The organism is Amycolatopsis cynarae (assembly GCF_026802195.1).
GTDB lineage: Bacteria > Actinomycetota > Actinomycetes > Mycobacteriales > Pseudonocardiaceae > Amycolatopsis_E > Amycolatopsis_E rhizosphaerae.
The window spans coordinates 1,423,802-1,445,668 of record NZ_CP113836.1; the positions used below are offsets into that span (position 1 = coordinate 1,423,802).

The 21,867-nt window shown below is 70.3% G+C and carries 22 protein-coding genes and 1 pseudogene; 15 read left to right on the forward strand and 8 right to left on the reverse strand.

Annotation, left to right across the window (positions count from 1 at the left end; translation table 11 throughout):
• Positions 1 to 28 precede the first annotated feature (28 nt).
• The 6 genes from pyk (at position 29) to ORV05_RS07030 (ending at position 7,303) form a co-directional block, all read left to right on the forward strand.
• Positions 29 to 1,453: a pyruvate kinase gene (gene pyk, locus ORV05_RS07005; RefSeq protein ID WP_144589083.1), complete on the forward strand. Its 1,425-nt coding sequence runs from the start codon at positions 29 to 31 to the stop codon at positions 1,451 to 1,453.
• 35 nt (positions 1,454 to 1,488) lie between these two features.
• On the forward strand, positions 1,489 to 2,397 hold the full coding sequence (gene tesB, locus ORV05_RS07010) for an acyl-CoA thioesterase II (protein WP_144589081.1): 909 nt from the start codon (positions 1,489 to 1,491) through the stop codon (positions 2,395 to 2,397).
• Between the two features lie 283 nt (positions 2,398 to 2,680).
• Entirely contained in the window at positions 2,681 to 3,532 is an 852-nt protein-coding gene (locus ORV05_RS07015) for a helix-turn-helix domain-containing protein (protein WP_268759726.1), read from the forward strand.
• A gap of 67 nt (positions 3,533 to 3,599) precedes the next feature.
• Positions 3,600 to 3,791, forward strand: a complete 192-nt coding sequence (locus ORV05_RS07020; RefSeq protein ID WP_268757625.1) for a DUF397 domain-containing protein — start codon at positions 3,600 to 3,602, stop codon at positions 3,789 to 3,791.
• Positions 3,792 to 3,956: 165 nt separating this feature from the next.
• Positions 3,957 to 4,148: a hypothetical protein gene (locus ORV05_RS07025; protein WP_268757626.1), complete on the forward strand. Its 192-nt coding sequence runs from the start codon at positions 3,957 to 3,959 to the stop codon at positions 4,146 to 4,148.
• A 104-nt stretch (positions 4,149 to 4,252) separates the two neighbouring features.
• Positions 4,253 to 7,303 (forward strand): helix-turn-helix transcriptional regulator, encoded by a 3,051-nt coding sequence (locus ORV05_RS07030; protein ID WP_268757627.1) that lies wholly within the window; start codon positions 4,253 to 4,255, stop codon positions 7,301 to 7,303.
• Between the two features lie 57 nt (positions 7,304 to 7,360).
• On the opposite strand, the gene ORV05_RS07035 is transcribed toward ORV05_RS07030, so the two are convergent.
• Positions 7,361 to 8,965, reverse strand: coding sequence for a succinic semialdehyde dehydrogenase (locus tag ORV05_RS07035; protein WP_268757628.1), 1,605 nt, complete (start codon positions 8,963 to 8,965; stop codon positions 7,361 to 7,363).
• A gap of 94 nt (positions 8,966 to 9,059) precedes the next feature.
• On the opposite strand from ORV05_RS07035, the gene ORV05_RS07040 reads away from it, so the two are divergent.
• A complete protein-coding gene (locus tag ORV05_RS07040) occupies positions 9,060 to 9,431 on the forward strand; it encodes a hypothetical protein (protein WP_268757629.1) in 372 nt (123 codons plus the stop codon).
• 60 nt (positions 9,432 to 9,491) lie between these two features.
• Complete coding sequence (locus ORV05_RS07045; RefSeq protein ID WP_268757630.1) at positions 9,492 to 9,827, forward strand: hypothetical protein; 336 nt, start codon at positions 9,492 to 9,494, stop codon at positions 9,825 to 9,827.
• A gap of 50 nt (positions 9,828 to 9,877) precedes the next feature.
• Here the strand turns inward: ORV05_RS07045 and ORV05_RS07050 are convergent, their stop codons facing one another.
• Both ORV05_RS07050 and ORV05_RS07055 read right to left on the reverse strand, forming a co-directional pair.
• A complete protein-coding gene (locus ORV05_RS07050; RefSeq protein WP_268757631.1) occupies positions 9,878 to 10,663 on the reverse strand; it encodes a hypothetical protein in 786 nt (261 codons plus the stop codon).
• Positions 10,664 to 10,886: 223 nt separating this feature from the next.
• A complete protein-coding gene (locus tag ORV05_RS07055) occupies positions 10,887 to 11,486 on the reverse strand; it encodes a TetR/AcrR family transcriptional regulator (RefSeq protein ID WP_268757632.1) in 600 nt (199 codons plus the stop codon).
• Between the two features lie 99 nt (positions 11,487 to 11,585).
• Here ORV05_RS07055 and ORV05_RS07060 point away from each other — a divergent pair, with 99 nt between their 5' ends.
• From ORV05_RS07060 to ORV05_RS07090, 7 genes are all read left to right on the forward strand, one after another.
• The gene (locus tag ORV05_RS07060) at positions 11,586 to 12,734 is read left to right on the forward strand and encodes an acyl-CoA dehydrogenase family protein (protein WP_268757633.1); all 1,149 of its coding nucleotides are present in this window, start codon (positions 11,586 to 11,588) and stop codon (positions 12,732 to 12,734) included.
• Positions 12,735 to 12,760: 26 nt separating this feature from the next.
• Positions 12,761 to 13,903: a CaiB/BaiF CoA transferase family protein gene (locus ORV05_RS07065; RefSeq protein ID WP_268757635.1), complete on the forward strand. Its 1,143-nt coding sequence runs from the start codon at positions 12,761 to 12,763 to the stop codon at positions 13,901 to 13,903.
• A gap of 203 nt (positions 13,904 to 14,106) precedes the next feature.
• Complete coding sequence (locus tag ORV05_RS07070) at positions 14,107 to 14,274, forward strand: hypothetical protein (RefSeq protein ID WP_186382629.1); 168 nt, start codon at positions 14,107 to 14,109, stop codon at positions 14,272 to 14,274.
• A 315-nt stretch (positions 14,275 to 14,589) separates the two neighbouring features.
• Complete coding sequence (locus ORV05_RS07075) at positions 14,590 to 15,072, forward strand: helix-turn-helix transcriptional regulator (RefSeq protein WP_268757636.1); 483 nt, start codon at positions 14,590 to 14,592, stop codon at positions 15,070 to 15,072.
• 189 nt (positions 15,073 to 15,261) lie between these two features.
• A complete protein-coding gene (locus tag ORV05_RS07080; RefSeq protein ID WP_407652775.1) occupies positions 15,262 to 16,176 on the forward strand; it encodes a lysozyme family protein in 915 nt (304 codons plus the stop codon).
• A gap of 25 nt (positions 16,177 to 16,201) precedes the next feature.
• Positions 16,202 to 16,615 carry a hypothetical protein gene (locus tag ORV05_RS07085; RefSeq protein WP_268757638.1) on the forward strand — a complete coding sequence of 138 codons (414 nt, stop codon included), beginning with the start codon at positions 16,202 to 16,204 and terminating at the stop codon, positions 16,613 to 16,615.
• 208 nt (positions 16,616 to 16,823) lie between these two features.
• On the forward strand, positions 16,824 to 17,183 hold the full coding sequence (locus ORV05_RS07090) for a DUF3817 domain-containing protein (protein ID WP_268757639.1): 360 nt from the start codon (positions 16,824 to 16,826) through the stop codon (positions 17,181 to 17,183).
• Here the strand turns inward: ORV05_RS07090 and ORV05_RS07095 are convergent.
• The 5 genes and pseudogenes from ORV05_RS07095 to ORV05_RS07115 form a co-directional block, all read right to left on the reverse strand.
• Positions 17,149 to 17,973, reverse strand: a complete 825-nt coding sequence (locus tag ORV05_RS07095) for a spermidine synthase (RefSeq protein WP_268759727.1) — start codon at positions 17,971 to 17,973, stop codon at positions 17,149 to 17,151. The genes ORV05_RS07090 and ORV05_RS07095 overlap by 35 nt on opposite strands.
• Positions 17,974 to 18,072: 99 nt before the next feature.
• Positions 18,073 to 18,456, reverse strand: a pseudogene (speD, locus tag ORV05_RS07100) (adenosylmethionine decarboxylase); the annotation flags it as partial.
• Positions 18,356 to 19,486, reverse strand: a complete 1,131-nt coding sequence (locus ORV05_RS07105) for a type III PLP-dependent enzyme (RefSeq protein WP_268757641.1) — start codon at positions 19,484 to 19,486, stop codon at positions 18,356 to 18,358. The pseudogene speD and the gene ORV05_RS07105, both read right to left, overlap by 101 nt.
• Positions 19,487 to 19,498: 12 nt before the next feature.
• Positions 19,499 to 21,094 carry a solute symporter family protein gene (locus tag ORV05_RS07110; protein ID WP_268757642.1) on the reverse strand — a complete coding sequence of 532 codons (1,596 nt, stop codon included), beginning with the start codon at positions 21,092 to 21,094 and terminating at the stop codon, positions 19,499 to 19,501.
• A gap of 5 nt (positions 21,095 to 21,099) precedes the next feature.
• On the reverse strand, positions 21,100 to 21,513 hold the full coding sequence (locus ORV05_RS07115; protein ID WP_268757643.1) for a DUF485 domain-containing protein: 414 nt from the start codon (positions 21,511 to 21,513) through the stop codon (positions 21,100 to 21,102).
• Positions 21,514 to 21,867 lie beyond the last annotated feature (354 nt).

Consider the following 21,867-nt stretch of genomic DNA (forward strand, 5'->3'; position numbering starts at 1 on the left):
GCGGGCAAAGGGTCTACGCTAAGAAAACGTGAGCCGACGCGCGAAGATCGTTTGTACGCTGGGCCCCGCGACCGCCACGGCGGAGAAGGTGCGGGCACTCGTGGACGCCGGGATGGACGTCGCGAGGATGAACTTCAGCCACGGCAGTCACGGCGACCACAAGCAGGTCTACGACCTGATCCGCCAGGCGGCCGCCGAAACCGGCCGCGCCGTGGGTGTGCTCGCCGACCTGCAGGGGCCCAAGATCCGGCTCGGCACCTTCGCCGGCGGACCGGTGGAGTGGCGCACGGGCGACATCGTGCGCATCACCGTCGAGGACGTGGCCGGGACGCACGACCGGGTCTCCACCACCTACAAGGGCCTGGCCCGCGACGCCAAGCCGGGCGACCGGCTGCTGGTGGACGACGGCAACATCGGCCTGGTGGTCAAGGACGTCCAGGGCCCCGACGTGGTCTGCGAGGTCACCGAGGGCGGCCCGGTCAGCAACAACAAGGGCGTTTCGCTGCCCGGCATGGACGTGTCGGTGCCCGCGCTGTCGGAGAAGGACATCGAGGACCTCGAGTTCGCGCTCGAGCTCGGGGTGGACTTCATCGCGCTCTCCTTCGTCCGCTCCCCGGCCGACATCGACCTGGTGCACAAGGTGATGGACCGGGTCGGCAAGGGCAGGCTCCCGGTCATCGCCAAGCTGGAGAAGCCCGAGGCGGTCTACAACCTCGAAGCGATCGTGCTGGCCTTCGACGGGGTCATGGTCGCCCGCGGCGACCTCGGCGTCGAGCTGCCGCTGGAGCAGGTGCCGCTGGTGCAGAAGCGCGCCATCCAGATCGCCAGGGAGAACGCCAAGCCGGTCATCGTGGCGACCCAGATGCTCGACTCGATGATCAACAACTCCCGCCCCACCCGCGCCGAGGCCTCCGACGTCGCCAACGCCGTGCTCGACGGCACCGACGCGGTCATGCTCTCCGGTGAGACCAGCGTCGGCCGCTATCCGATCGAGACGGTGCGCACCATGGGCCGCATCATCGAGGCCGTCGAAGCGGACTCGCCCACCGTGCCGCCGCTGTCCCACGTGCCGCGCACCAAGCGGGGCGTGATCTCCTACGCCGCGAAGGACATCGGGGAGCGGCTCAACGCCAAGGCGCTGGTCGCGTTCACGCAGTCCGGGGACACCGTGCGCAGGCTCGCGCGGCTGCACACCCGGCTGCCGCTGCTCGCCTTCACCCCGGAGGAGAGCGTCCGCAGCCAGCTCGCGATGACCTGGGGCACCACCACGCACATCGTGCCGAAGGTCGGCTCGACGGACCAGATGATCCAGCAGGTGGATCACTCGATGCTGGAGATGGGCCGCTACCAGCCCGGCGATCTGGTGGTCATCGTGGCCGGTTCCCCGCCCGGGACGGTCGGGTCGACCAACCTCATCCGGGTGCACCGGCTCGGTGAGGACGACCACGCCTGAGCGTCGCCACGGCGATCACCGCATAAGGTCTGCGTATGACTGAGCTCGCGAGGGATGCCGCCGCCGGTCTGGACGGCGCGGTGGGAGCGGGCGGCCAGGCGGTGCTCGACCACCTGGTGGCGCTGCTCGATCTGGAGAAGATCGAAGAGAACATCTTCCGCGGGGTGAGCCCGGCCCACTCCCCGGTGCGGGTGTTCGGCGGGCAGGTCGCGGGGCAGGCTCTGGTGGCCGCCGGGCGGACGGTGCCGAGCGAGCGGAAGGTCCATTCGCTGCACGCGTACTTCATCCGCGGTGGGGATCCGAGCGTGCCCATCGTGTACGAGGTCGACCGGATCCGCGACGGCCGGTCGTTCACCACGCGGCGGGTCACGGCGATCCAGCACGGCAAGGCGATCTTCGCGCTGTCGGCCTCCTTCCAGAAGGAGGAAGAGGGGCTGGAGCACGCCGACGAGATGCCGGACGTGCCCGGGCCGGAAACGCTGCCGACCTACCTGGAACGGTTGACGGAGTTTCCGAACCTGCCGGAGTTCCGCAGCCGTCCGCGGCCGATCGACGTGCGTTACGTGAACGATCCGCCGTGGGTGACCAGGGAGACGGGCAGGCCGAGTCCGCGCAACCAGGTGTGGATGCGGGCCGACGGCAAGCTGCCCGACGAGGAGTTGCTGCACGTCTGCGTGCTCACCTACGCCTCGGACATGACGCTGCTGGATTCGCCGCTGGCCCGGCACGGGGTGTACTGGGATCTCGACCGGGTGATCGGCGCGAGTCTCGACCACGCCCTGTGGTTCCACCGCCCGTTCCGGGCGGACGAGTGGTTCCTGTACGACACGACCTCGCCGAGCGCTTCCGGGGGCCGCGGTCTGGCCACCGGCCGGTTCTTCGCCCAGGACGGCACCTTGATCGCGACGGTGGTCCAGGAGGGGCTGCTGCGCGTGCGCCGCTGAGTGGTGGGAAGTTGCGGTCCGGAACCTGCTGGAGGTCGCGGGACAGCCGGCGCCTGCCCTGGGAAAGCGCGTTCCCCGTTCAGGATCCGTCCGAGAATGTGTGCATTTTGCAGTTTTTTGATTGCAGTCTGCATGCGCGGATCCACTGATGGGGCGAACTAACCCTTTCCGGGTGGTGAGCCACTGACCAAATAGCGAATCGACTGGTTAGATGGAGCGCATCGTCAACAAGCCGGGGGAAATGGGCAGCGTGGACCGAGTCGACCAAGACGGAGGTGCGACGGTGAAACGAGGTCAGGGGCCCACCATCCGGCGGCGGCGTCTGGCGAGCGAGCTGCGGCGCCTGCGCGAGGCGGCCGGCCTGACCATCGACGAGGTCGGCGAGAAGCTCGAATGCTCGGCATCCAAGATCAGCCGCATCGAGACCGGGCACGTCGGGGTCACCCCCCGCGACGCGAGGGACATGCTGGAGCTGTACGGCCTCACCGGTGACGAACGGGAGGCGCTGGTGCAGCTGGCGCGCGAGGCGCGCAAGCCGGGCTGGTGGCACGCCTACAAGGAGGTCTTCACCGGCACCTTCGTCGGCCTGGAGGCCGACGCCAGTTCGCTGAGGGCGTTCCAGGCGTTACTGGTGCCCGGTCTGCTGCAGACCGAGACCTACGCGCGCGCGGTGATCCGGGCCATGCGGCCGGATGCCGACGAATCCGACATCCAGCGGCGGGTGGCGGCGCGGACCGCGCGCCAGGCGCTGCTCGCCGACCCGAACCCGCCCGAATACTGGGCGGTGATCGACGAGGCCGTGCTGCACCGCGTGGTCGGCGGTCCCGAGGTGATGGCCCGGCAGGCGAACCGGTTGCTGGAGCTCGCCCGGCTGCCGCACGTGACGATCCAGGTGGTGCCCTTCGGCGCCGGGGCCCATCCCGGGATGGAAGGACCGTTTCTGATCCTCGGCTTCCCCGAGCCCGCCGATCCGGACGTGGTCTACGTCGACGCCACCTCCGGTGGATTCTTCCTGGAGCTGGCTCCGGATGTCCGGCGCTATTCCCTGATGTTCGATCATCTGCGTGCCGCGGCGCTGAAACCGGACGACTCGGTGTCGGTGATCGCGGCGGCCGCCGCCCGGTTTTCCGGCTGAGCCGCGGCCCCTCTCCAGACCCTCCCCATCGGAAATCCCAACACAGCGGCAAAGTAAGGAGCGGGAAATGGTGAACGTGGAATTCCCGGCCGGTGCCTGGCGCAAGAGCAGCCACAGCGGCGGCGGCAACGACTGTGTCGAGGTGGCCCTGTCCGCCCAGCGGGTCGGCGTGCGGGACTCGAAGAACCCCGCGGGCGGCGTGCTGAGCGTGTCCCCGCGGGGCTGGCAGGCACTGCTGGGCGCCGTCGGGCGCGGCTGAGGTAATCCCTCCCCTGAACCCCTTACGCCCGCTGAGCTGCGACTCCAGCGGGGTAAGGGGTCTTTTCGCGCCGGAAACCACGTGATCTTCCGATGCCGGTAAGGCCCCCTCAGGACGACTCTGGACTTCGCCGACAAGCGAGCAGAACAGAGAGAGGGACCTCAGATGCGAAACGACTGGATCTTCGACGCGGTGCAGGCCGAGGTGGCTTACCGGACCGAGCAGATCAACCGGGCCGCGCGGGCGGGCAGGCCGGCCCGTCGCCGGCGGTGGCGGAGGGTATCCGAAGTACGGGTGCCCGAACAGCGGAGTCCGGCGCCGGGTGAGGTGCTGATGACCCAGGCCGGAACCCGGTAAGGGGCCGGGTGGTGTGCCGGCGGCCGGGGAGCGGACCGGGTGTGGCGCGGTTCGCGGGGAGTGCGGTGAAAATCGTGCCGGAACTGTCGGTCGGGTAGGCGAGAATGCATCTCGTGCCCCGTCTAGGTTCCGGAATCCCGTTGGTCGCCCGCGTCGACGAGATGCGCAGGCTCCGTGCCGCCTTCAGCCGCGCCGAGCGCGGTGAAGCCGGCACGGTCCTGCTCGCCGGGGATGCCGGCGTCGGCAAGACCCGCGTGCTCGCCGAACTGGGCGAGTACACGGGCGGCCGGGGCGCGCTCGTGCTGACCGGGCGCTGCCTCGACGTGCGGGAGGGCGGCCTGCCCTACCTCCCCTTCGCCGAGGCGTTCGGCCCGCTGGCCACGGCCGAGGACCCGGTGGTCGTCGAGGCGGTGCGGACCCGCCCCGCGCTGGGCCGCCTGCTGCCGACGGCCCAGCCCGGGCCGCTGGTGAGCTCCGAGCTGGTGCCGGTCACCTCCTCGGAACCCGAGATGGCCCACCGGGCACGGTCCGAGCAGGACCTCGGCCAGTTGCAGCTGTTCGACGCCGTCCTCGGGGTGCTGGCCCGGATCGCCGAGCACCGGCCGGTGGTCCTCGTCCTGGAGGACCTGCACTGGGCGGACGGCTCGACCCGCAACCTGCTGTCCTTCCTGGCCACGCGGATCCGTGCGCAGCGGTTGCTGATCGTGGCCAGCTATCGCGGGGAGGACGTCCACCGGCGGCACCCGCTGCGGGGGCTGCTGGTCGAGCTGGTTCGGTTGCCCACCGTCACCCAGGTCGAGCTGCGCCCGCTGTCCCCCTCGGACGCACGGGCCTTCGTCGAGGCGCTCGCCGAAGGGCCGCTGTCACCCGAGACGATCGCCAGCGTCGTCGAACGCTCCGAGGGCAACCCGTTCTTCGTGGAGGAACTGCTGGCCTCCTGTACCGAGGGCAGCGACCTGCCCGCCGAACTGGCCGAAGTGCTGCTGGCGCGCCTGGAACGGCTGTCTCCCGACGCCCGGCGCGCGCTGCGGGTGATCTCCGTGGCGGGCGAGGGCGTCTCGCACGCCGCGCTCGCCGACGTTTCGGGCATCGGCGAGAACGAGCTCGACGAGGCGCTGCGGGAAGCGGTGCAGCATCACGTGCTGGTGGTCGAGGACGGCGCCTACACCTTCCGGCACGCGCTGCTGCAGGAGGCGGTCTACGGCGATCTGCTGCCCGGTGAGCGGATCCGGATGCACGCGGCGTACGCGGCGCGGATCATGCGCACCCCCCAGGGGCGCGGTCACGACGCCAAACTGGCTTACCACAGCCTGCAGAGCCGGGACATGACCACCGCGCTGCCCGCCCTGCTGCGGGCCGCGGACGAGGCCGAGCGGCTCGGCGCCCCGGGCGCCGCCCTGCGGCATGTCGAACAGGCGCTGGAGATCTGGCACGCGGTGCCCGAATCGAGCCATCCCGAGGGCGTGGACGAGCTGCGGTTGCTGCACGAGGCCTCGTACTTCGCCGGCACCTCCGGCGAGCCGGAGAGGGCCGTGGCCTACGCCCGCTCGGCGGTGCAGGAACTGCGGCCCGACTCCGACGTCGAGCGCGCGGCGAAGACCTGGCGGCGGCTGGCCGAGGCCCTGATGAACGTGGAAGGCACGATCGACGAGGCGGTGGCGGCGGTCGGCCGCGCCTGGGATCTGGTGGCCGAGTCCGAGCCGGGCCGCACGCGGAGCTGGGTGCTGGCCACCCGGGCGGCGATCCTGCGCGGGGTGGGGCGCCGGGAGGACGCCCTGGAGAGCGCGCGCACCGCGGTCGCCGACGCACGGGCCACCGGGACGGCGGGGGCGGAGGCCTCCGCGCTGATCACGCTCGGGGGGCTGGCCGACAACGCGGCCGAGTTCGAGGAGGCGCGTGTGCGCCTGCTCGAAGCCGAGCGCAAGGCGCGGGAGGCCGACGCGCCGAACGTCGAGCTGCGGGCGTTGTGTTTCCTCGGCAACTCCTATGAGGACCAGGGCGAGATCGACCGGGCGATCATGGTCTACCAGCGGGGTATCACCCGTGCCGAGGAGACCGGTCTGACGTGGAGCGCCTACGGCCTGGAAATGCGGTCTCGGCAGTTGCAGTTGCGGTACTTCAGCGGTGACTGGCCGGCCGAGTCGGCCGCCGGCGCCCCGGCCCGCGGGGTGTCCAGCGCGCTGGCCGCCCGCATGACCGCCTCTTCGCTGCCGATCGTGGTCTCGCGGGGCCGGTTCACGATGGCTGCGAAGCTGCTCGTCGAACTGCGCCCGCACTGGCGGGCCGAACCCCTCACCGCGCTGGCCGCGGGCGCCGCAGGTTCGGAACTGGCCTACTGGCAGGGCGACTACCCGGCGGCGATCCGGCGGGCCGAGGAGGTCAGCGACTTCCTGCGCGTGTTCGGGCTGGACTACCTGCTCAGCGAGATCCGGCTGGGTGCCCACGCGCTGGCGGGCGCGGTCGCGCAGGCCGCGGCGGCCCGTCTGCGCGGGGACGAGCCCGAGGAGCGGGACGCGGTGGCCACCGGCGAGCGCCTGCTCGAGCAGGTCCATTACGCCGCGGCGAACGGCCGCCCCCGCGCGGGGAAGCTCGGGCCGGAGGGCCGGGCGTGGCTGGCGCGCGCCGAGGCGATGGCCTCCGGTCTGGGCGGGAAGGCGGATCCGGCGCGGTGGGAGGCCGCGGTGGAGGCCTTCGGCTACGGCGCGGTGTACGAGCAGGCGGTGTGCCGCTGGCACCACGCGGAGGCGTTGCTCGCCGCGGGCGAATCGGCGCGGGCCGCCCGCGAAGTGCGGGAAGCGCATGAGGTGGCGGAAACGCTGCGGGCCCTGCCGTTGCGGGACGCGATCCGGTCGCTGGCGCGCCGGGCCCGGATCGACCTGCCGGGCCTGACCGAGGCGACGGGTGCGACGGCGGCGGCCGAGTCGGCGCAGTCCCGGGTGGACCCGCTGACCGAGCGGGAGCGGGCCGTGCTGGAGCGGGTGGCGCTCGGCCGCACGAACCGCCAGGTGGGGGAGGAGCTCTACATCAGCGAGAAGACGGTGAGCGTGCACCTTTCCCGCGTGATGGCGAAGCTCGGGGCGACGCGGCGGGCCGAGGCGGTCGCCATCGCCTACGACCGGGGCCTGCTGGCGAAGCCGTCCGGCGCGGCGGTGTGAGGCAGGGGCCGCACTTCGATCCCGTTGGGGGAGAGAAGTGCGACCCCGGCGCCGGCGTCAGCGGATGCGGCGCAGGAACCGCAGTCCGGTGGTCATGCCGACGGCCCACAGCTTCGGCGGGACGAAGCGCGGCGGCCGCAACCGCAGCCCGCGCTGCAACGCGATGGACTGCGACTCGGTGTACTTGAGCAGTCCCTCGGCGCCGTTGCGCCTGCCGAAGCCGGATTCCTTCATCCCGCCCATCGGCAGGGCCACGGTGCCGAAGGTGGCCGCGTAGCCCTCGTTGACGTTGACCGTGCCCGCCCGGAGGCGCGCCGCGACGGCCCAGCCTTCGGCCTCGTCGCCGGTCCACACGCTCGCGTTGAGCCCGTAGACGGTGCTGTTGGCGCGGGCGATGGCGTCGTCCACGTCGGTGTAGCCGTAGATCGCCACGACCGGGCCGAAGGTCTCCTCGGCGAACAGGGCGGCGTCCTCGGGCACGCCGGTGAGCACGGTGGGTTCGTAGAAGAGCGGTCCGAGGTCGGGGCGGGCGCGGCCGCCGGTGAGGACCGTGGCACCCTTCGCCCTGGCGTCCTCGACATGGGCCGACACCGCGGCGAGCTGGCTTTCCGAGGTCAGGGAGCCCATGTCGGCGGCGTAGCCGAGCTCGCCGCCCAGCCGCAGCGCCTCGGTCTTCGTGACGAAGGCGCTGGTGAACTCGGCCCGGATGCTCTCGTGCACGTAGATCCGCTCGACGGACACGCACAGCTGCCCCGCCGAGGAGAAGCACGCGGTGACCGCCCCGGCGGCGGCCTTGGCCACCGGCGCGCCGGGCAGGATCAGCATGGGGTTCTTGCCGCCGAGTTCGAGGGAGTAACCGGTGAGGCGGTGCGCGACCTTCCCGGCGAGCGCCTTGCCGGTGGGGGTGGACCCGGTGAAGCACAGGTAGTCGGACTCTTCGGTGAGGGCGTCGCCGATCCGGGAGCCGCGGCCGAGCACGATGTGCCAGATCCCGGACGGCAGCCCGGCCTCCTCGGCGAGTTCGTGCAGCCACAGCGCCGACAGCGCGGTCTGATTGTCCGGTTTCTGGACCACCGCGTTGCCCGCCGCGAGCGCGGGCAGTACGTCCATCGCGGTCAGGGCGAGCGGGTAGTTCCACGGCGAGATGATGCCGACGACGCCCTTGGGGTGCCGTAGCTCGGCGGCCTTGGTGAGCACCGGGATGACTCCGCCGACCCGGCGGGTGCCGAGGATCCGTGCGCTGTGCTTGCCGTAGTAGCCGGCGACGAGCGCGGTCGCGCTCACCTCGTCGAAGGCGTCGAGGCGGGCCTTGCCCGCTTCGAGCTGGACGATGTCGAGGATCTCGTCCTGGCGCCGCAGGATGAGTTCGGCCAGGCGGGCGAGGACGCGCTGGCGTTCTCGCGCCGGGCGCGCCGCCCAGATCTGCTGGGCGGACCTGGCCTTGGCGAAGATCGCGCGTACGTCGGCATCCGTGGCCTGGGGCAGGCTCGCGGTGAGCAGGCCGGTGAACGGGGCGGTGACCTCGGTCGGCGCGGAGTCCTGGCCACCCGATGCCCGCCGGACGAGCTGGGCGGCCCTGGCCGCCGTGGGCGCGCCGACGACCCCGCCGATCGTGGTGGGCCGGTGCGCTTCCTGCTCGCTGGTCGGGGTTGTGCTGGTCATGAAGCCTCCGTCGCGCAGCTACGTTACCGAGGAGTAATCCTCTCAGGCTTCCCGCCCTCAGCACCAGAGCAGGGGGCCCCGCGCGGGTGCCCTCGTGACGATCCGGCAGACGTCGAAGCTGACGTTGAACAAGACGGTGGCGAGCCCGGTGCGTGCGTCGGATTCGTTCGACCTGTCGGTGACTTCCCCGGAAGGCACGACGGTGGGGTCGGCGACGACGGGTACCGCGGCGACGGCGACGACGGGCACGTTGACAGTGCTGCCGCGGGCGAACGGGAGTAGTTACGTCCTGAGTGAGGCGGCGACCGCGGGAAGTACGACGGCTTTGCCATCCGGCTCCGGGACGATGAAGGCGGTCTCGCCGAAGCCCGGCGATGATATTGCGTGCACGGTGACGAACAGTCCGTTGCCCGCCGATTTGGGCATTGTCAAAATGGTGTCGCCGAGCCCCGGTGCGGCAGGGTGATGCGGTGACCGACACCCTGGTGGTGACCAACCACGGGCAGGGGATTCTTCGGGTTACACGGTGACCGACCAGGTACCCGCGACGAACCTGCGGGCCGGCACCCCGGGCTGCACCCTGACGGGCAGCAACCTGTCCTGTGTCGGCGGTCTTCTTCCGGTGGGGCAGAGTGCCACGATCACGGTGACGGGTACCGCGACGGGTCCGTTGGGTTATGTGACCAACACGGCGACGGTGACCGGGAACGAGCCGGATCCCAATACCGGCAACAACTCCGCCGGTAGCACGGTGGAGATTGTGGACGTTCCGGTGTTGCCGGTCGGGATGGCGGCCGGGGTGGTCGGTCTGTCCGGTCTCGGTTTCGGGCTGCGCCGCCGTAACCGGCACAGCGCGTCCTGAACTCCGTGAACTCGGTGGCGTTGCAAGAAACCTTGCAGCGCCACCGGATCTCATTTGTCTCCGGGCTCCTTCGGCCGGGGGGAGGGCCGCGGCGGTGCGGGTGGTTCCGGCTGTGCCGGAATCCCCGCCTGTGGAGTCTTGTCCACAGAGGACGCGGGCTCTTCTGGCCCGGCTTCCGCCGCCTTGGGCAGGACGAGCACCGTCGACAGCAGGGCGAGGGTCGCGCCGATCGCGATGAGCCAGAAGCCGAGCCCGGCGTTGTAGAGGGTCTGGCTGGCCGCGGTCTCGGTCGGGTCGGCGCCCTGGTAGCTCAGGGTGGATTCCACGTCCATCGCGAGCATGACCGCGGCGGCCACGGCCGCCGCGGAGGCCGCGGTGAGGGTGACCCTGGCGGCGCCGCCGCCCCGCCGGACGGTCAGCAGGGTCACCACGGCCCCGGCGAACAGCGCCCCGGCGATGACGCACAAGGGGATGCCGTACAGCGGCACGTGGCTCGCGGCGTAGTACTGCGCCGCCGCGCCCTGCGGCGGAGGGATGATCGTCCGATGCCAGGGTGTGACGAGCATCTCCCGCACCTGCTGTCCCAGGAAGAGCTGCCGCATTTCGGCGGTCGGGTAGAAGGTGCCGACCGCGAAGAGCGCGGCGGCCAGCACGGCCAGCACCGCGGCGATGAGCGGTGCGGGCCCGCCCCTCATCAGCGCCGCGCGGGCCGGGGGGCGCTCCGATCGCTGTTGCGGCTGGGGCGGCTGGGTTTGTTCGGGCTGCTGCGGGTGTGGTGACTGCGCCTGGCGTGGCTGCTGTGGCTGTTGTGGCGATGCGGCAAAGGGTGCGTTCATCGCGGGGCTCCTTCCGCCTGCTGCGTGCCCCTGGATACGGTTCCCGGTGCACGCGGCGTTTACCCGCGCCCGCGAGTCAGAACTTTTCGTAAGTAAACGTCACCGGCCGCGCCCCGGCGGGTCTCCCAGGTGGAGCGGGCCGGCCCGTGTGAGGGCCGGGCCGGCCCGCCCGCGACCCGTTCTCCACCCGGTTCCGGCGATGGCCCGCTGGTGGCCGATCCGCTCAGCCTGCCTGTTGTTTCGCGACGCGCTTCCATTCCTCCAGCAGTTGCTTGCGCCGGGCGGGCGCACCGCCGAGTTCGGCGTCGAGCGCGAGGCCCCGCATGAGGTTGACGGTGAGCCAGAACAGCGTTTCGGTGCGTTCGGGTGGCAGTTCCGAGACGATCTCGAGGATGCGTTCCAGCGCCATCCGGCCGAGTGCGCGGTCGACCGGGCGGATCGCCGCCCGGAGCGCGGGATCGGTGCGGGCGGCCACCCACAGCTCGGTGGAGGCCGTGGCGAGCGTGCCCGAGTAGCCGTGCCACAGCATGTCGACGGCCGCGGGGATCGCGTCGACGCCGTGCGGCAGTTCGTCCAGCGACACCGCCAGAGCGGCCATGCGCCTGGTCGTCAGATGTTCGACCGCGGCGGCCATCAGCTCGGCCTTGTCCGCGAAATGGTGCTGCGCCGCCCCCTTGGAGACCCCGGCCCTGGCGCAGATCTCCTGCATGGAGGTGCGGGCGTAACCGAGTTCGACCAGGCAGTCGATGGTCGCGTCGAGCAGGGCCGTCCTGGTCTGCTCGCGCCGCTGCGCCTGGGTGCGGTGTCCTCGGACCTCGGCCACTGCGGTTCTCCCGGTGCTCTTTACCGGCGGTGAAGCCGGCTGTACATTCCACGTGGAACTTACCTTCCATCCGTAATGTTTTCTAGAGGAGGCCACGCCGTGCCACTGCAACCCCCGAAGAGCGCCTGGGCCAGGGACCTGGACGACTTCCGTGAGCTGGCCAGGACGTTCTGCCAGAAGGAGCTCGCTCCCAACGCGGAGCGGTGGGCCGAGCAGAAGCAGGTGGAGCGCGAGCTGTGGAACAAGGCGGGTGAGGTCGGGCTGCTCGCCCTGTCCATCCCCGAGGAGTACGGCGGCGGTGGCGGCACGTTCGCGCACGAGGCCGTGCTCTTCGAGGAGCAGGCCCGCGCCGGTGACGGCGCCTGGGGTGTCACCGTGCACAGCGGCATCGTCGCGCACTATCTGCTCCACTACGCCTCCGAAGAGAAGAAGCGTGAATGGCTGCCGAAGTTCGCCAGCGGCGAGATGGTCGGCGCCATCGGCATGACCGAGCCCGGGACGGGATCGGACCTGCAGAACATCAAGACCCGCGCGGTCCGCGACGGTGACCACTACGTCATCAACGGCGCCAAGACCTTCATCACCAACGGCGCACTCGCCGACCTGATCGTGCTGGCCGTCAAGACCGATCCCGAGGCCGGTGCCGCGGGCGTCTCGCTGATCGCCGTCGAGACGGACACCCCCGGTTTCCGCCGCGGCCGGGTGCTGAACAAGGTGGGCCTCAAGGGGCAGGACACCGCGGAACTGTTCTTCGACGACGTACGCGTGCCCGCCGCGAACCTCCTCGGGGAGAAGGAGGGGCAGGGCTTCATCCAGATGATGCAGCAGCTGCCGCAGGAACGGCTGATCATCGCGGTCACCGCGGTGGCCGGGATGGAGGCGGCGATCGACCAGACGATCGCCTACACCAAGGACCGCACCGCGTTCGGCCGCCCGATCTTCAACTTCCAGAACACCAAGTTCAAGCTCGCCGAGATGGCCACCGAGGCGGCGGTCGCGCGGGCCTTCCTCGACCAGTGCATCGAGCGGCACCTCAACGGCGAGCTGGACGTGATGGGCGCGGCGATGGCGAAGCTGTGGTCCACCGAGCGGGTCAACAAGGTCATCGACGAATGCGTGCAGCTGCACGGCGGTTACGGCTACATGATGGAGTACCCGATCGCCCGCGCCTGGACCGATGTCCGGATCTCCCGGATCTTCGGCGGCACCAGCGAAATCATGAAGGAAATCATTTCCCGCAACCTCTGAAACTCCGAAACTCGAAGGGGTAATCGATGAAGCCTGGGCCGCTGAGCGGGCTCAAGGTGGTCGAACTCGCCGGGCTCGCCCCGGCACCGTTCGCCGCGACCATGCTCGCCGACCTCGGCGCCGAGGTGATCCGGGTCGACCGGGCCACGCCCGGCGCGGACGTGCTCGGCATCGCGGGCGACCCGCTGATGCGCGGGCGCCGGACGATCGGGGTCGACACCAAGAAACCCGAGGGCGTCGAGATCGTGCTGCGGCTGACCGACCGGGCCGACGTGCTGATCGAGGGTTTCCGGCCCGGCGTGGCCGAGCGGATGGGGCTGGGCCCGGAGCAGGTGCGGGGCCGCAATCCGCGCCTGGTCTACGGCAGGCTGACCGGCTGGGGGCAGGACGGCCCGCTCGCGCCCGCCGCCGGTCACGACATCAACTACGCCGCGATCGCCGGGGCGCTCGAGCCGATCGGGCGGGCGGGTGAGCGGCCGGTACCGCCGCTGAACCTGGTGGCCGACTTCGCCGGCGGCGGCATGCTGCTGGCGATGGGCGTGCTGGCCGCGCTGTTCGAGCGGGTCGCCTCGGGGCGGGGGCAGGTGGTGGACGCCTCGATGGTGGAAGGGGCGGCGCTGCTGACCACCCAGCTGCACGGGATGCGCGCGGCCGGGATGTGGCCGGGCGAGCGGGGCACGAACATCCTCGACGGCGGGGCCCCGTTCTACGACACCTACGAGACCGCGGACGGCAAGTACGTGGCCGTCGGCGCGATCGAGATGCGGTTCTGGGGTGACCTGGTCAAGGTGCTGGGCCTGGCGGGCGAGGACCTGCCCCTGCACATCAACGCCGACGAATGGCCGCGCCTGCGGGAGATACTGGCCGGGGCCATCGCCAAGCACACTCGGGACGAGCTCGTCGCCATGGCCGAGGGCACGGACGCGTGCCTGACCCCGGTGCTGAGCCCGTGGGAGGCCGCCGGGCACCCGCACAACGCGGCCCGGGGGACCTTCGTCGAGATCGGCGGGGTGGTCCAGCCCGCGCCGGCGCCGCGGTTCGACCGCACGCCGCCGCAGGTGCCGCACGCGCCGCACGAAAAGGGTGCCGACACCGAAGCGGTGCTCTCCGAACTCGGCTATGACGCGGCCGGTATCGAGGCTCTGCGGGCTTCAGGCGTGATCGCCTGAGCCGACGGGCCAGGTTGCCGCGCGTGTCCGCGAGACAGATCAGGAGGAGATCATCTAGGGTGCAGTGGGCCCGATGCGGCGACGGAAAGTGAGGGACCACAGCCAGACGGGTGAAACCCTGTCGAAAGCCGCTCGTGCCAGGCACTATGACGCATATCGGGTGCGTGCCGGGTGACGGCCCGCTCAACGATCGGACGGAGCGTATGTCGGCGAAAACCAAGAAGATCCTCATCGTCGCCGTCGTCGCGCTCGTGCTGTTCTTCCTGATCACCAGACCCACCCAGTCGGCCGGGGTCGTGCACAACGCGCTCGGCTGGCTTCGTGACGGCGCGGAGGCGATCGTGACGTTCGTCCGCACCCTCTTCTCCTGACCCAAGACGGACCGGCCCGGCGTCGCCCCGAGCGGCGCCGGGCTTCGGCATGCCCGGTAAAAGTCGCTACGAAAAGTAACTTTTCCCACATCTCGGCGGACTTGATTCGACCATCCGGGTGGATCGCGGGGTCTAAACCCCTGGTCGCGGAATTCGGGGCCCGGAAGGTCTGGCGCAGCGGCTCTACGTGGCTCTACCGTGCTCACATTGCGTGACCGGGTGGTTCTGGCCAGCCGATCCGGCCGGGCACGCGCGATCACTCGATCATCGCGGTTCGCAGTCAACACTTGTCAGTTGGGGCACAAGGAGGCAGGGATGACCGGAGATCCCGGAGTCGATGCGGTGATTCGGCAGTGGGCGGCCGAACGGGAACAGACGGCCGAGGAGAAGGAGATCGACCGGATCGCGTCCGTCTGGCTCGCCGAGCTGCCGCAGCAGGCGCCGGGAATTCCCGGCCAGCGCGCCCGGACCGGAGCCCGCCGGTGGTCCCCGGTCGAATCCGCCGACCCCGACTACCTTGACGCGATGCGCAGGAGGCTGCCCGAGGTGCCGCTCGACCTGCTGGTCGCCGCGGCGGGGTGGTGGCAGATGGTCGGTGACGTCGCCGAAGCAGAACAGTGGTGGGACGCCGGGATCAGCCCCCTGGACCAGCGTGCCCTGGACTACCGCGCGGCCGGTCTCACCCCGGCCGACCTGGGCCGCAGGCTCGGCCCGATGACCGTCTTGCAGCACCTGCGGCGCGGCAGCGCCCCGGCCTGGTGCGTGGCCCGCCTCGCCCGGCAGCAGCGCGCCGGCTGAGCCCGTTGCGGCGATTCGCGTAACGTACGCCGGCGTGCGGTCGTTGGTTCCGCAGCAGGGGCGCGTCGCCGGAGGGGCTGAATCTTGGGCAGTGAGCAGGCCGAGCAGGAGGTTGCCGACATGCTCCCGGCCGCGGTGGAGGCGGCGGCCGGGCCCGGACCGGAACCAGAACCCGAACCGGAACCCCGGGTGGAACCGGAATCCGGATCCGCCGCGGAACCGGCGGCGGAAACCCCGGCTGCTCCGGCGGACGGCGGCCGTCCGGCCCGTGGGCGGGCCGGACTGGCGGTACTCGGCAGGGTCGGCATCGTGCTCGCGGTGCTGACCGTGGCGGGCGGCGGGATCTGGGCCACCAGCCGGGCGGGCAGCCCCCAGGCGAGCCCGACCACCACCGAAATCCCGGCACTGCAGGTCAAGGCCGCCGACGTGGCCCCCGGCTCGACCGCCCCCGTCGACGCGACGGTCAACGGGGCCCAGATCGTCACCGGGCAGCAGTCCCAGCCGCAACAACAGCAGCAGCAACAGCAAGGGAAGCGGCAGGGCAAGGATCTCCTGTCGCTGTGGGCCGACAAGGTGTCCGACGTCACCGGCATCCCGGTCCGCGCCCTGATCGGCTACGGCAACGCCGAACTGGTGTTACGGGCCAGCCAGCCCTCGTGCCGGATCTCCTGGGCCACCCTGGCCGGGATCGGCCGCATCGAGTCCAACCACGGGCAGTACGGCGGGGCCGTGCTGCAGGCCAACGGCTACCCCTCGAAACCCATCATCGGCGTCCCGCTCGACGGCACGCCCGGGGTCAGGGCGATCGGTGACACCGATCACGGCCGCTTCGACGGTGACCCGTATTACGACCGGGCGGTCGGTCCCATGCAGTTCATCCCCAGCACCTGGGCGCGGTGGGGTGGCGGCTACGACCCGCAGCAGATCGACGCCGCGGCGCTCGCGGCGGCGAAGTACCTGTGTGCGGGGGGCCGCGATATGGCCAGTCCGCAGGGCTGGTGGCAGGGGATCCTGTCCTACAACAACTCCGTGGACTACGCACAGAAGGTGTTCGGGCTCGCCGATTCCTACGCCAAGGCGGCCCAGGTGGTCCGGATGTCCTGAACACGGGAGTGCTAGCGTCGAAGGCGTGCCAGCCGGGTTCCTCACGCCACGCCGCCTGTTGATCGGTGTGCTGTGCCTGATCAGCCTTCTCGGGTCGGTCGGGCTCGCCTGGTGGCAGTGGGACCGCTTCGAGTCGGCCAGCGGCACCTTCCAGAACCTCGGTTACGTCCTGCAGTGGCCGCTGTTCGGCCTGTTCCCGCTGTTCCTCGTGTGGCGGATCCGCCGCCTGCGCCGCGAGGCCGCGGCAGAGGACGCCGCGAAAGACGCCGGGGAGAACCCGGGCAACCGTGCCGAACCGGACGGGAAGCCGGTCGCCACGGTCCCCGCGCCCCGGCCGGTGCGGCCCGTCCCCGCCGTCCCCGAGGAAGAGGACGAGGAACTGGCCGCCTACAACCGCTATCTCGCCGAGCTGAACGCGCGAGCCCAACAGGAAAGCTAGATGCTGTTTCGAGGTGATTTGCGTGGCGGTGCGGGTGGCGGAACCTGAGGCGGTCCCTCACTCCGGGATCTCCTCCTCATGAATGCCAATTCACCACGTCGGAGCTTTCCTCGCGAGGAACCGCCTCAGAACCCGCGGCGGTGCAAGCTGACAGCCCACCACAAGCGGCTCCGCCGCTTCGAAACAACTTCTTAGAAAGGCAACACACATGGTGAGCACGGAAGAACGCGACGGTTCCGCGAAGGTCGCCGCACCGTCGCTGCGCCTTCGGGGACCGCTGCTGCGCTACCGGGTCCTGGCCTACACCACCGGTGTCGCCCTGCTGTGCCTGACCGCCGCGTTCATCCTGAAGTACGCCGCCGACTCACCGGGGATGATGCGGTGGGCCGGCGTCACGCACGGACTCTTCTACATGGTGTACCTGGTGCTGGCGGTCGACCTCGCGCTCAAGGCGCGCTGGTCGATCAAGGGCACCGTGCTGGTACTGCTCGCCGGGACGATCCCGTTCCTGTCGTTCGTGGCGGAGCGCAAGGTCACGCACCACGTCCAGGCAGGCCGGAAGCTCTGACCAGCCGCGGCGGCACCGTGTTGCCGCGCAGCGCGTCGGCGTCGATGGTCTCCGGACGGTAGGGCAGGGCGGTGAGCTTCGCCGCGAGGTCCGGTTTCGCGTCGTCGGCCCGCGCGGACAGGAACGCCCATTCGTGCTCGTCCGACCCGTAGTACAGGACGGTGCCGAAGGCCTCCTTGAAGCGCCGCCACGCGGTGATGAGCGTGTCGTTGCGCCACATCGTCGGGCAGCCCGCCTGGCAGGAAACCACTCCGCCCGGGGCCAGCAGACCGGCGCACCGCTGCAGGAATTCCGTGCCGTACAGGCGGTTGTGCTGCGCTTCGGGGTCGTCGTTCTCGTCCGGCAGGTCGATCACCACGACGTCGTAACCGGGTTCGGCCTGCGCGAGGAACTCCCAGCCGTCCCGGTAGTGCACGCGCACCGGGCCCTCGCCCCGTTCGGCCGCCGCCAGTTCTTCCGGCGTGTAGCCGTAGGGGAGGTTTTCCGCACAGGCCCGCACGGTGACGCGGTCGATGTCGACGTGGTCGACCACCTCGGCGCCCGCGGCCACCGCCAGCTGGCTGGCCACGCCCTCGCTCGAGCCGATGATCAGCACGCGCCGGATCCGGTCGGCCAGCAGCATCGCCGGGACCATCAGCGCCTCGTGATAGGTGAGCTGGGTGGCCTCGGTGCTCTGCCGTTCGCCGTCGCAGAACAGCGAAACTCCTTGCGCGGTCCGGCCGATGAGCAGGTTCTGGAAGTCGGTGCGCGTCTCGAGGATCACCTCCGAGACGTCCCAGGAACGGGTCAGCCCGGTCCCGACCGGTTCGCTGACCCGGCGGTTCCCGCGGCCGCGGGTGGTGGTGCTGCTGCGGACTCCGCCGGCCTTGAGGGCCTCCGCGAGCAGGCGCACCGCCAGCTCGGGATCGGCGCGCTCACCGCAGGTGAACACGTCGGCGAAGGCGGTGCCGAGCTCGGGGTAGGTGTGCAGCGACGCATGGGACTCGGCCAGCAGCGCCAGGGTGGTCACCCCGTGCGGCTCGAACCGGTGTGTCACCACCTGGCACACGGTGGCGCCGGCTTCGGTCACCACGGAACGCAGGGTTTCCTGCAGGAAGGCGGCGTCGTCGAGCAGGCGCGCGTCGATGCCGTCGAATTCGGCCAGCACGTGGCGGCCGGAGAAAGTACCGATTTCAGTCAAGGCAGTAGGTCCGGAGAGGTTCGATTCCGTTGAAGGACACCGAAGAGTAACTGGTGGTGTAAGCGCCGGTATCGAGGATGTCGAGTTGGTCACCGGGACGCAGGGCCAACGGCAGTTCGTAGGGGGTCCGCTGATACAACACGTCGTCGCCGTCGCAGGTCGGACCGGCCAGGATGACCGGGCCCACCGGACCGCCGGGACCACCGACCGGCTCGAACCGGTAGGGGATGGCCTCGTTCTCCGTTTCGGCGAGACCGTTGTACCGGCCGATGTCGAGGTAGACCCAGCGGTGCTCGCCGCGCTGGGCCACCAGCACCACCTCGGTCCTGATCAGGCCCGCTTCCGCCACCACCGCGCGCCCCGGCTCGAGCACGATTTCCGGTGCCCCGCCGGGGAAATGCGCCTGGAGGCCGGCCCGGATGGTGGCGGCGTAGGCGGACAGGGGAGGGGCCGGTGCGCGGTATCCGATGCCGAAGCCGCCGCCCACGTTCAGCCTGCGGAGCCGGATCCCGTGCCCGGCCAGTTCGGTGAACACCTTGGCGGAGGCGGCGATCGCGGTGTCCCAGGCCGCGGGCTCGGTCTGCTGGGAGCCGACGTGGAAGGCCAGCCCGGCGGGGTCGAGGCCCTGTCCGGCCGCACGGCGGAGCAGGTCGACCGCTTCGCCGGGGGAACAGCCGAACTTCGCGCCGAACGGGGTGGCCGAGGCAGGCCCGTCCACGCGAAGCCGCACCGAGACCGAGGAGCCCGGGGCGCACCGCGCGAGGTGTTCCAGATCGGCTTCGGAGTCGGTGGTGAAGATGCGCACGCCCCGCTCGAACGCGAAAGCGATGTCCGCGGGCTTTTTGATCGGGTTGCCGTAGGACAGGCTCTCCGGCGCGGCCCCCGCTTCGAGGCAGGCGGTGATCTCCGCCGGGCTGGCCACGTCGAAAAGGCCCCCGGCGGCCAGCACGGCGCGCAGCACGGCCGGTTGCGGGTTCGCCTTGACCGCGTAGTACAGCCCGTGGTGCGGGAGTTCGGCGGCGAACTCCCGCACCCGGGCGGTCACCACCGCGGGATCGACGACCAGGCAGGGGGTGGGGGGTGCGTGTTCGGTGAGGAACCGATGGATCCGGTGGTGCGTCACGGCACCAGCGTGTCAGCCACCGATCCCGGTCATCGCGCGGACCTCCATTTCGGCCTGCTTGGCCGGGTCCTCCTCGCCCTTGCCCAGGAACGTGCCGATGAACCCGCACAGGAACGAGAACGGGATCGACACCAGGCCGGGGTTGGTCAGCGGGAACCAGTGGAAGTCCACGCCCTTGACGATCGAGTCGGGCGCGCCGGACACCACCGGCGAGAAGATCACCAGCACCACCGAGGCGATCAGCCCGCCGTACATGGCCCACAGCGTGCCGTTGGTGTTGAACCGCTTCCAGAACAGCGAGTAGAGCAGCGTCGACAGGTTCGCCGACGCGGCCACCGCCAGGGCCAGCGCGACCAGGAAGGCCACGTTCTGCCCGTTCGCGAAGATGCCGCCCAGGATGGCGAGCACACCGATGATCAACGCCGTGCGCCGGGCGACCCGCACCTCGTCCTCGGGTTCGGCTTGACCGCGCTTGAAGATGTTGGCGTACACGTCGTGGGCGAAGGAGGCCGACGCGGTGATGGTGAGCCCGGCGACCACGGCCAGGATGGTGGCGAAGGCGACCGCGGACACGATGCCCAGCAGCACCGTCCCGCCGATGTGCAGGGCCAGCAGCGGCGCCGCCGAGTTCTCGTGGCCGGGCGCTGCCTTGATCTCGTCGCTGCCGACCAGCGCGGTCGCGCCGAACCCGATGACCAGCGTGCACAGGTAGAAGACGGTCACGCAGGCCAGGGCCCAGGCCACCGAGCGCCGGGCCTCGTAGGAGTTCGGCACCGTGTAGAAGCGCATCAGCACGTGCGGCAGGCTGGAGATGCCGAGGACGCAGGCCAGTGCCAGTGAGACGAAGTCGAGCTTGGTGATCCCGCTCTTGCCGTACTGCACACCGGGCTGGAGCACGTGTTCGCCGAACGGGCTGTGGTAGGCGGCCTGCGACAGCAGGCCGGACAGGCTGAAGCCGAACTTGCCGAACAGGAACACCGTCATCAGCACCACGGTCAGCAGCAGCATGATCGCCTTGATGATCTGCACCCAGGTGGTGCCCTTCATCCCGCCGACCAGCACGTAGAGCACCATGATCAGGCCGACCACCACGATCACGATGGCCTGCCCGAGCCGGCTCTGCACGTTGAGCAGCAGCGCGATCAGCGCACCGGCGCCCGCCATCTGGGCGAGCATGTAGAACAGCGAGATGACCAGCGTGGAGGTGGCCGCGGCCGCGCGGACGGGCCGCTGCCGCATCCGGTAGGCGACCACGTCGCCCATGGTGAACCGGCCGGTGTTGCGGAGCAGCTCCGCGATCAGCAGCAGGTCGACCAGCCACGCCACGAGGAAGCCGACCGAGTACAGGAAGCCGTCGTAGCCGTTGACGGCGATCGCACCGGCGATGCCGAGGAACGAAGCGGCGGAAAGGAAGTCGCCGGACAGCGCGATTCCGTTCTGGCGCCCGGAGAAGGCGCTGCCCGCCGCGTAGTAGTCGGACTGGGACGATCCGCCGGTGCTGGCGCGGTACACGACGTACAGCGTGATCGCGACGAAGACCGCGAAGACGCCCAGGTTGAGCAGGGGGCTGGAACTGGCCGTAGAGCCGGCCGCGAGGACGGTCGCCATGGTTTTCAGCGGACTCCTGCCTGCTCGCGCACGTGGGCCACCTGCGGGTCGATGTGCTTCTTGGCCCAGCGCAGGTAGCCGGTGCAGATCGCCACGGTGGAGACGAACTGGAGCAGCCCCATCACCATGCCCACGTTGACCTCGCCGTACACCTTGATGCTCATGAAGTCGTGCGCGTAGGCCGCGAGCAGCACGAACACCAGGTACCAGGCGAAGAACAGCGCGCTCATGGGGAAGACGAAGCGGCGGAAACGTGACCGCAGCCGGGTGAACTCCTCGCTCCGCTGGATCGCGACGTAATCGTGACCACGGGGCTTCCGGAGAGCGGTGGTGTCACTGTCCCCGGCTTCGAACAGTGCCGGTTTTCCACCGCTTTCTCGGGCGTTCCCCGTCGCGGTTGTCTGGGCGACGTACGGCAAGGCTACCTCCGCGAACTGAGCGAACCTGGGGGCGCACATGCTAACCACGCAGGTGGATGACGCTCTCAGCAGCCCGTTCGCTCTGTGAGCGAACCGGGAGACTTCAACCGTTGTTATCCCCGAAACGGCCCAAAATATCTCCGCCATTTGGCAGATGGGTCACGCTGCGTAATTGACAACGGAGGTGGTCTGGACTTTCCGTTACTCCGGCAGTGCTCCGGCCGATCGCTCCCTATGATGGAAAAGCGCTGGCCGCGCCGGATATTCCGTGGGGAAGCGACCATTATGCGGGGTGCCCCGGAAAAGACACGAGATCGGGCGTTATTCTCCCGTGGCCACCAATCGGGGGGTACG

Excerpts from the sequence above, each read along its gene's own strand:
- tesB (WP_144589081.1), top strand. The coding sequence starts at position 1,489 with ATGACTGAGCTCGCGAGGGATGCCGCCGCCGGTCTGGACGGCGCGGTG.
- ORV05_RS07020 (WP_268757625.1), top strand. The coding sequence starts at position 3,600 with ATGGTGAACGTGGAATTCCCGGCCGGTGCCTGGCGCAAGAGCAGCCAC.
- ORV05_RS07025 (WP_268757626.1), top strand. The coding sequence starts at position 3,957 with ATGCGAAACGACTGGATCTTCGACGCGGTGCAGGCCGAGGTGGCTTAC.
- ORV05_RS07030 (WP_268757627.1), top strand. The coding sequence starts at position 4,253 with ATGCATCTCGTGCCCCGTCTAGGTTCCGGAATCCCGTTGGTCGCCCGC.
- ORV05_RS07035 (WP_268757628.1), bottom strand. The coding sequence starts at position 8,965 with ATGACCAGCACAACCCCGACCAGCGAGCAGGAAGCGCACCGGCCCACC.
- ORV05_RS07050 (WP_268757631.1), bottom strand. The coding sequence starts at position 10,663 with ATGAACGCACCCTTTGCCGCATCGCCACAACAGCCACAGCAGCCACGC.
- ORV05_RS07065 (WP_268757635.1), top strand. The coding sequence starts at position 12,761 with ATGAAGCCTGGGCCGCTGAGCGGGCTCAAGGTGGTCGAACTCGCCGGG.
- ORV05_RS07070 (WP_186382629.1), top strand. The coding sequence starts at position 14,107 with ATGTCGGCGAAAACCAAGAAGATCCTCATCGTCGCCGTCGTCGCGCTC.
- ORV05_RS07075 (WP_268757636.1), top strand. The coding sequence starts at position 14,590 with ATGACCGGAGATCCCGGAGTCGATGCGGTGATTCGGCAGTGGGCGGCC.
- ORV05_RS07090 (WP_268757639.1), top strand. The coding sequence starts at position 16,824 with ATGGTGAGCACGGAAGAACGCGACGGTTCCGCGAAGGTCGCCGCACCG.
- ORV05_RS07110 (WP_268757642.1), bottom strand. The coding sequence starts at position 21,094 with ATGGCGACCGTCCTCGCGGCCGGCTCTACGGCCAGTTCCAGCCCCCTG.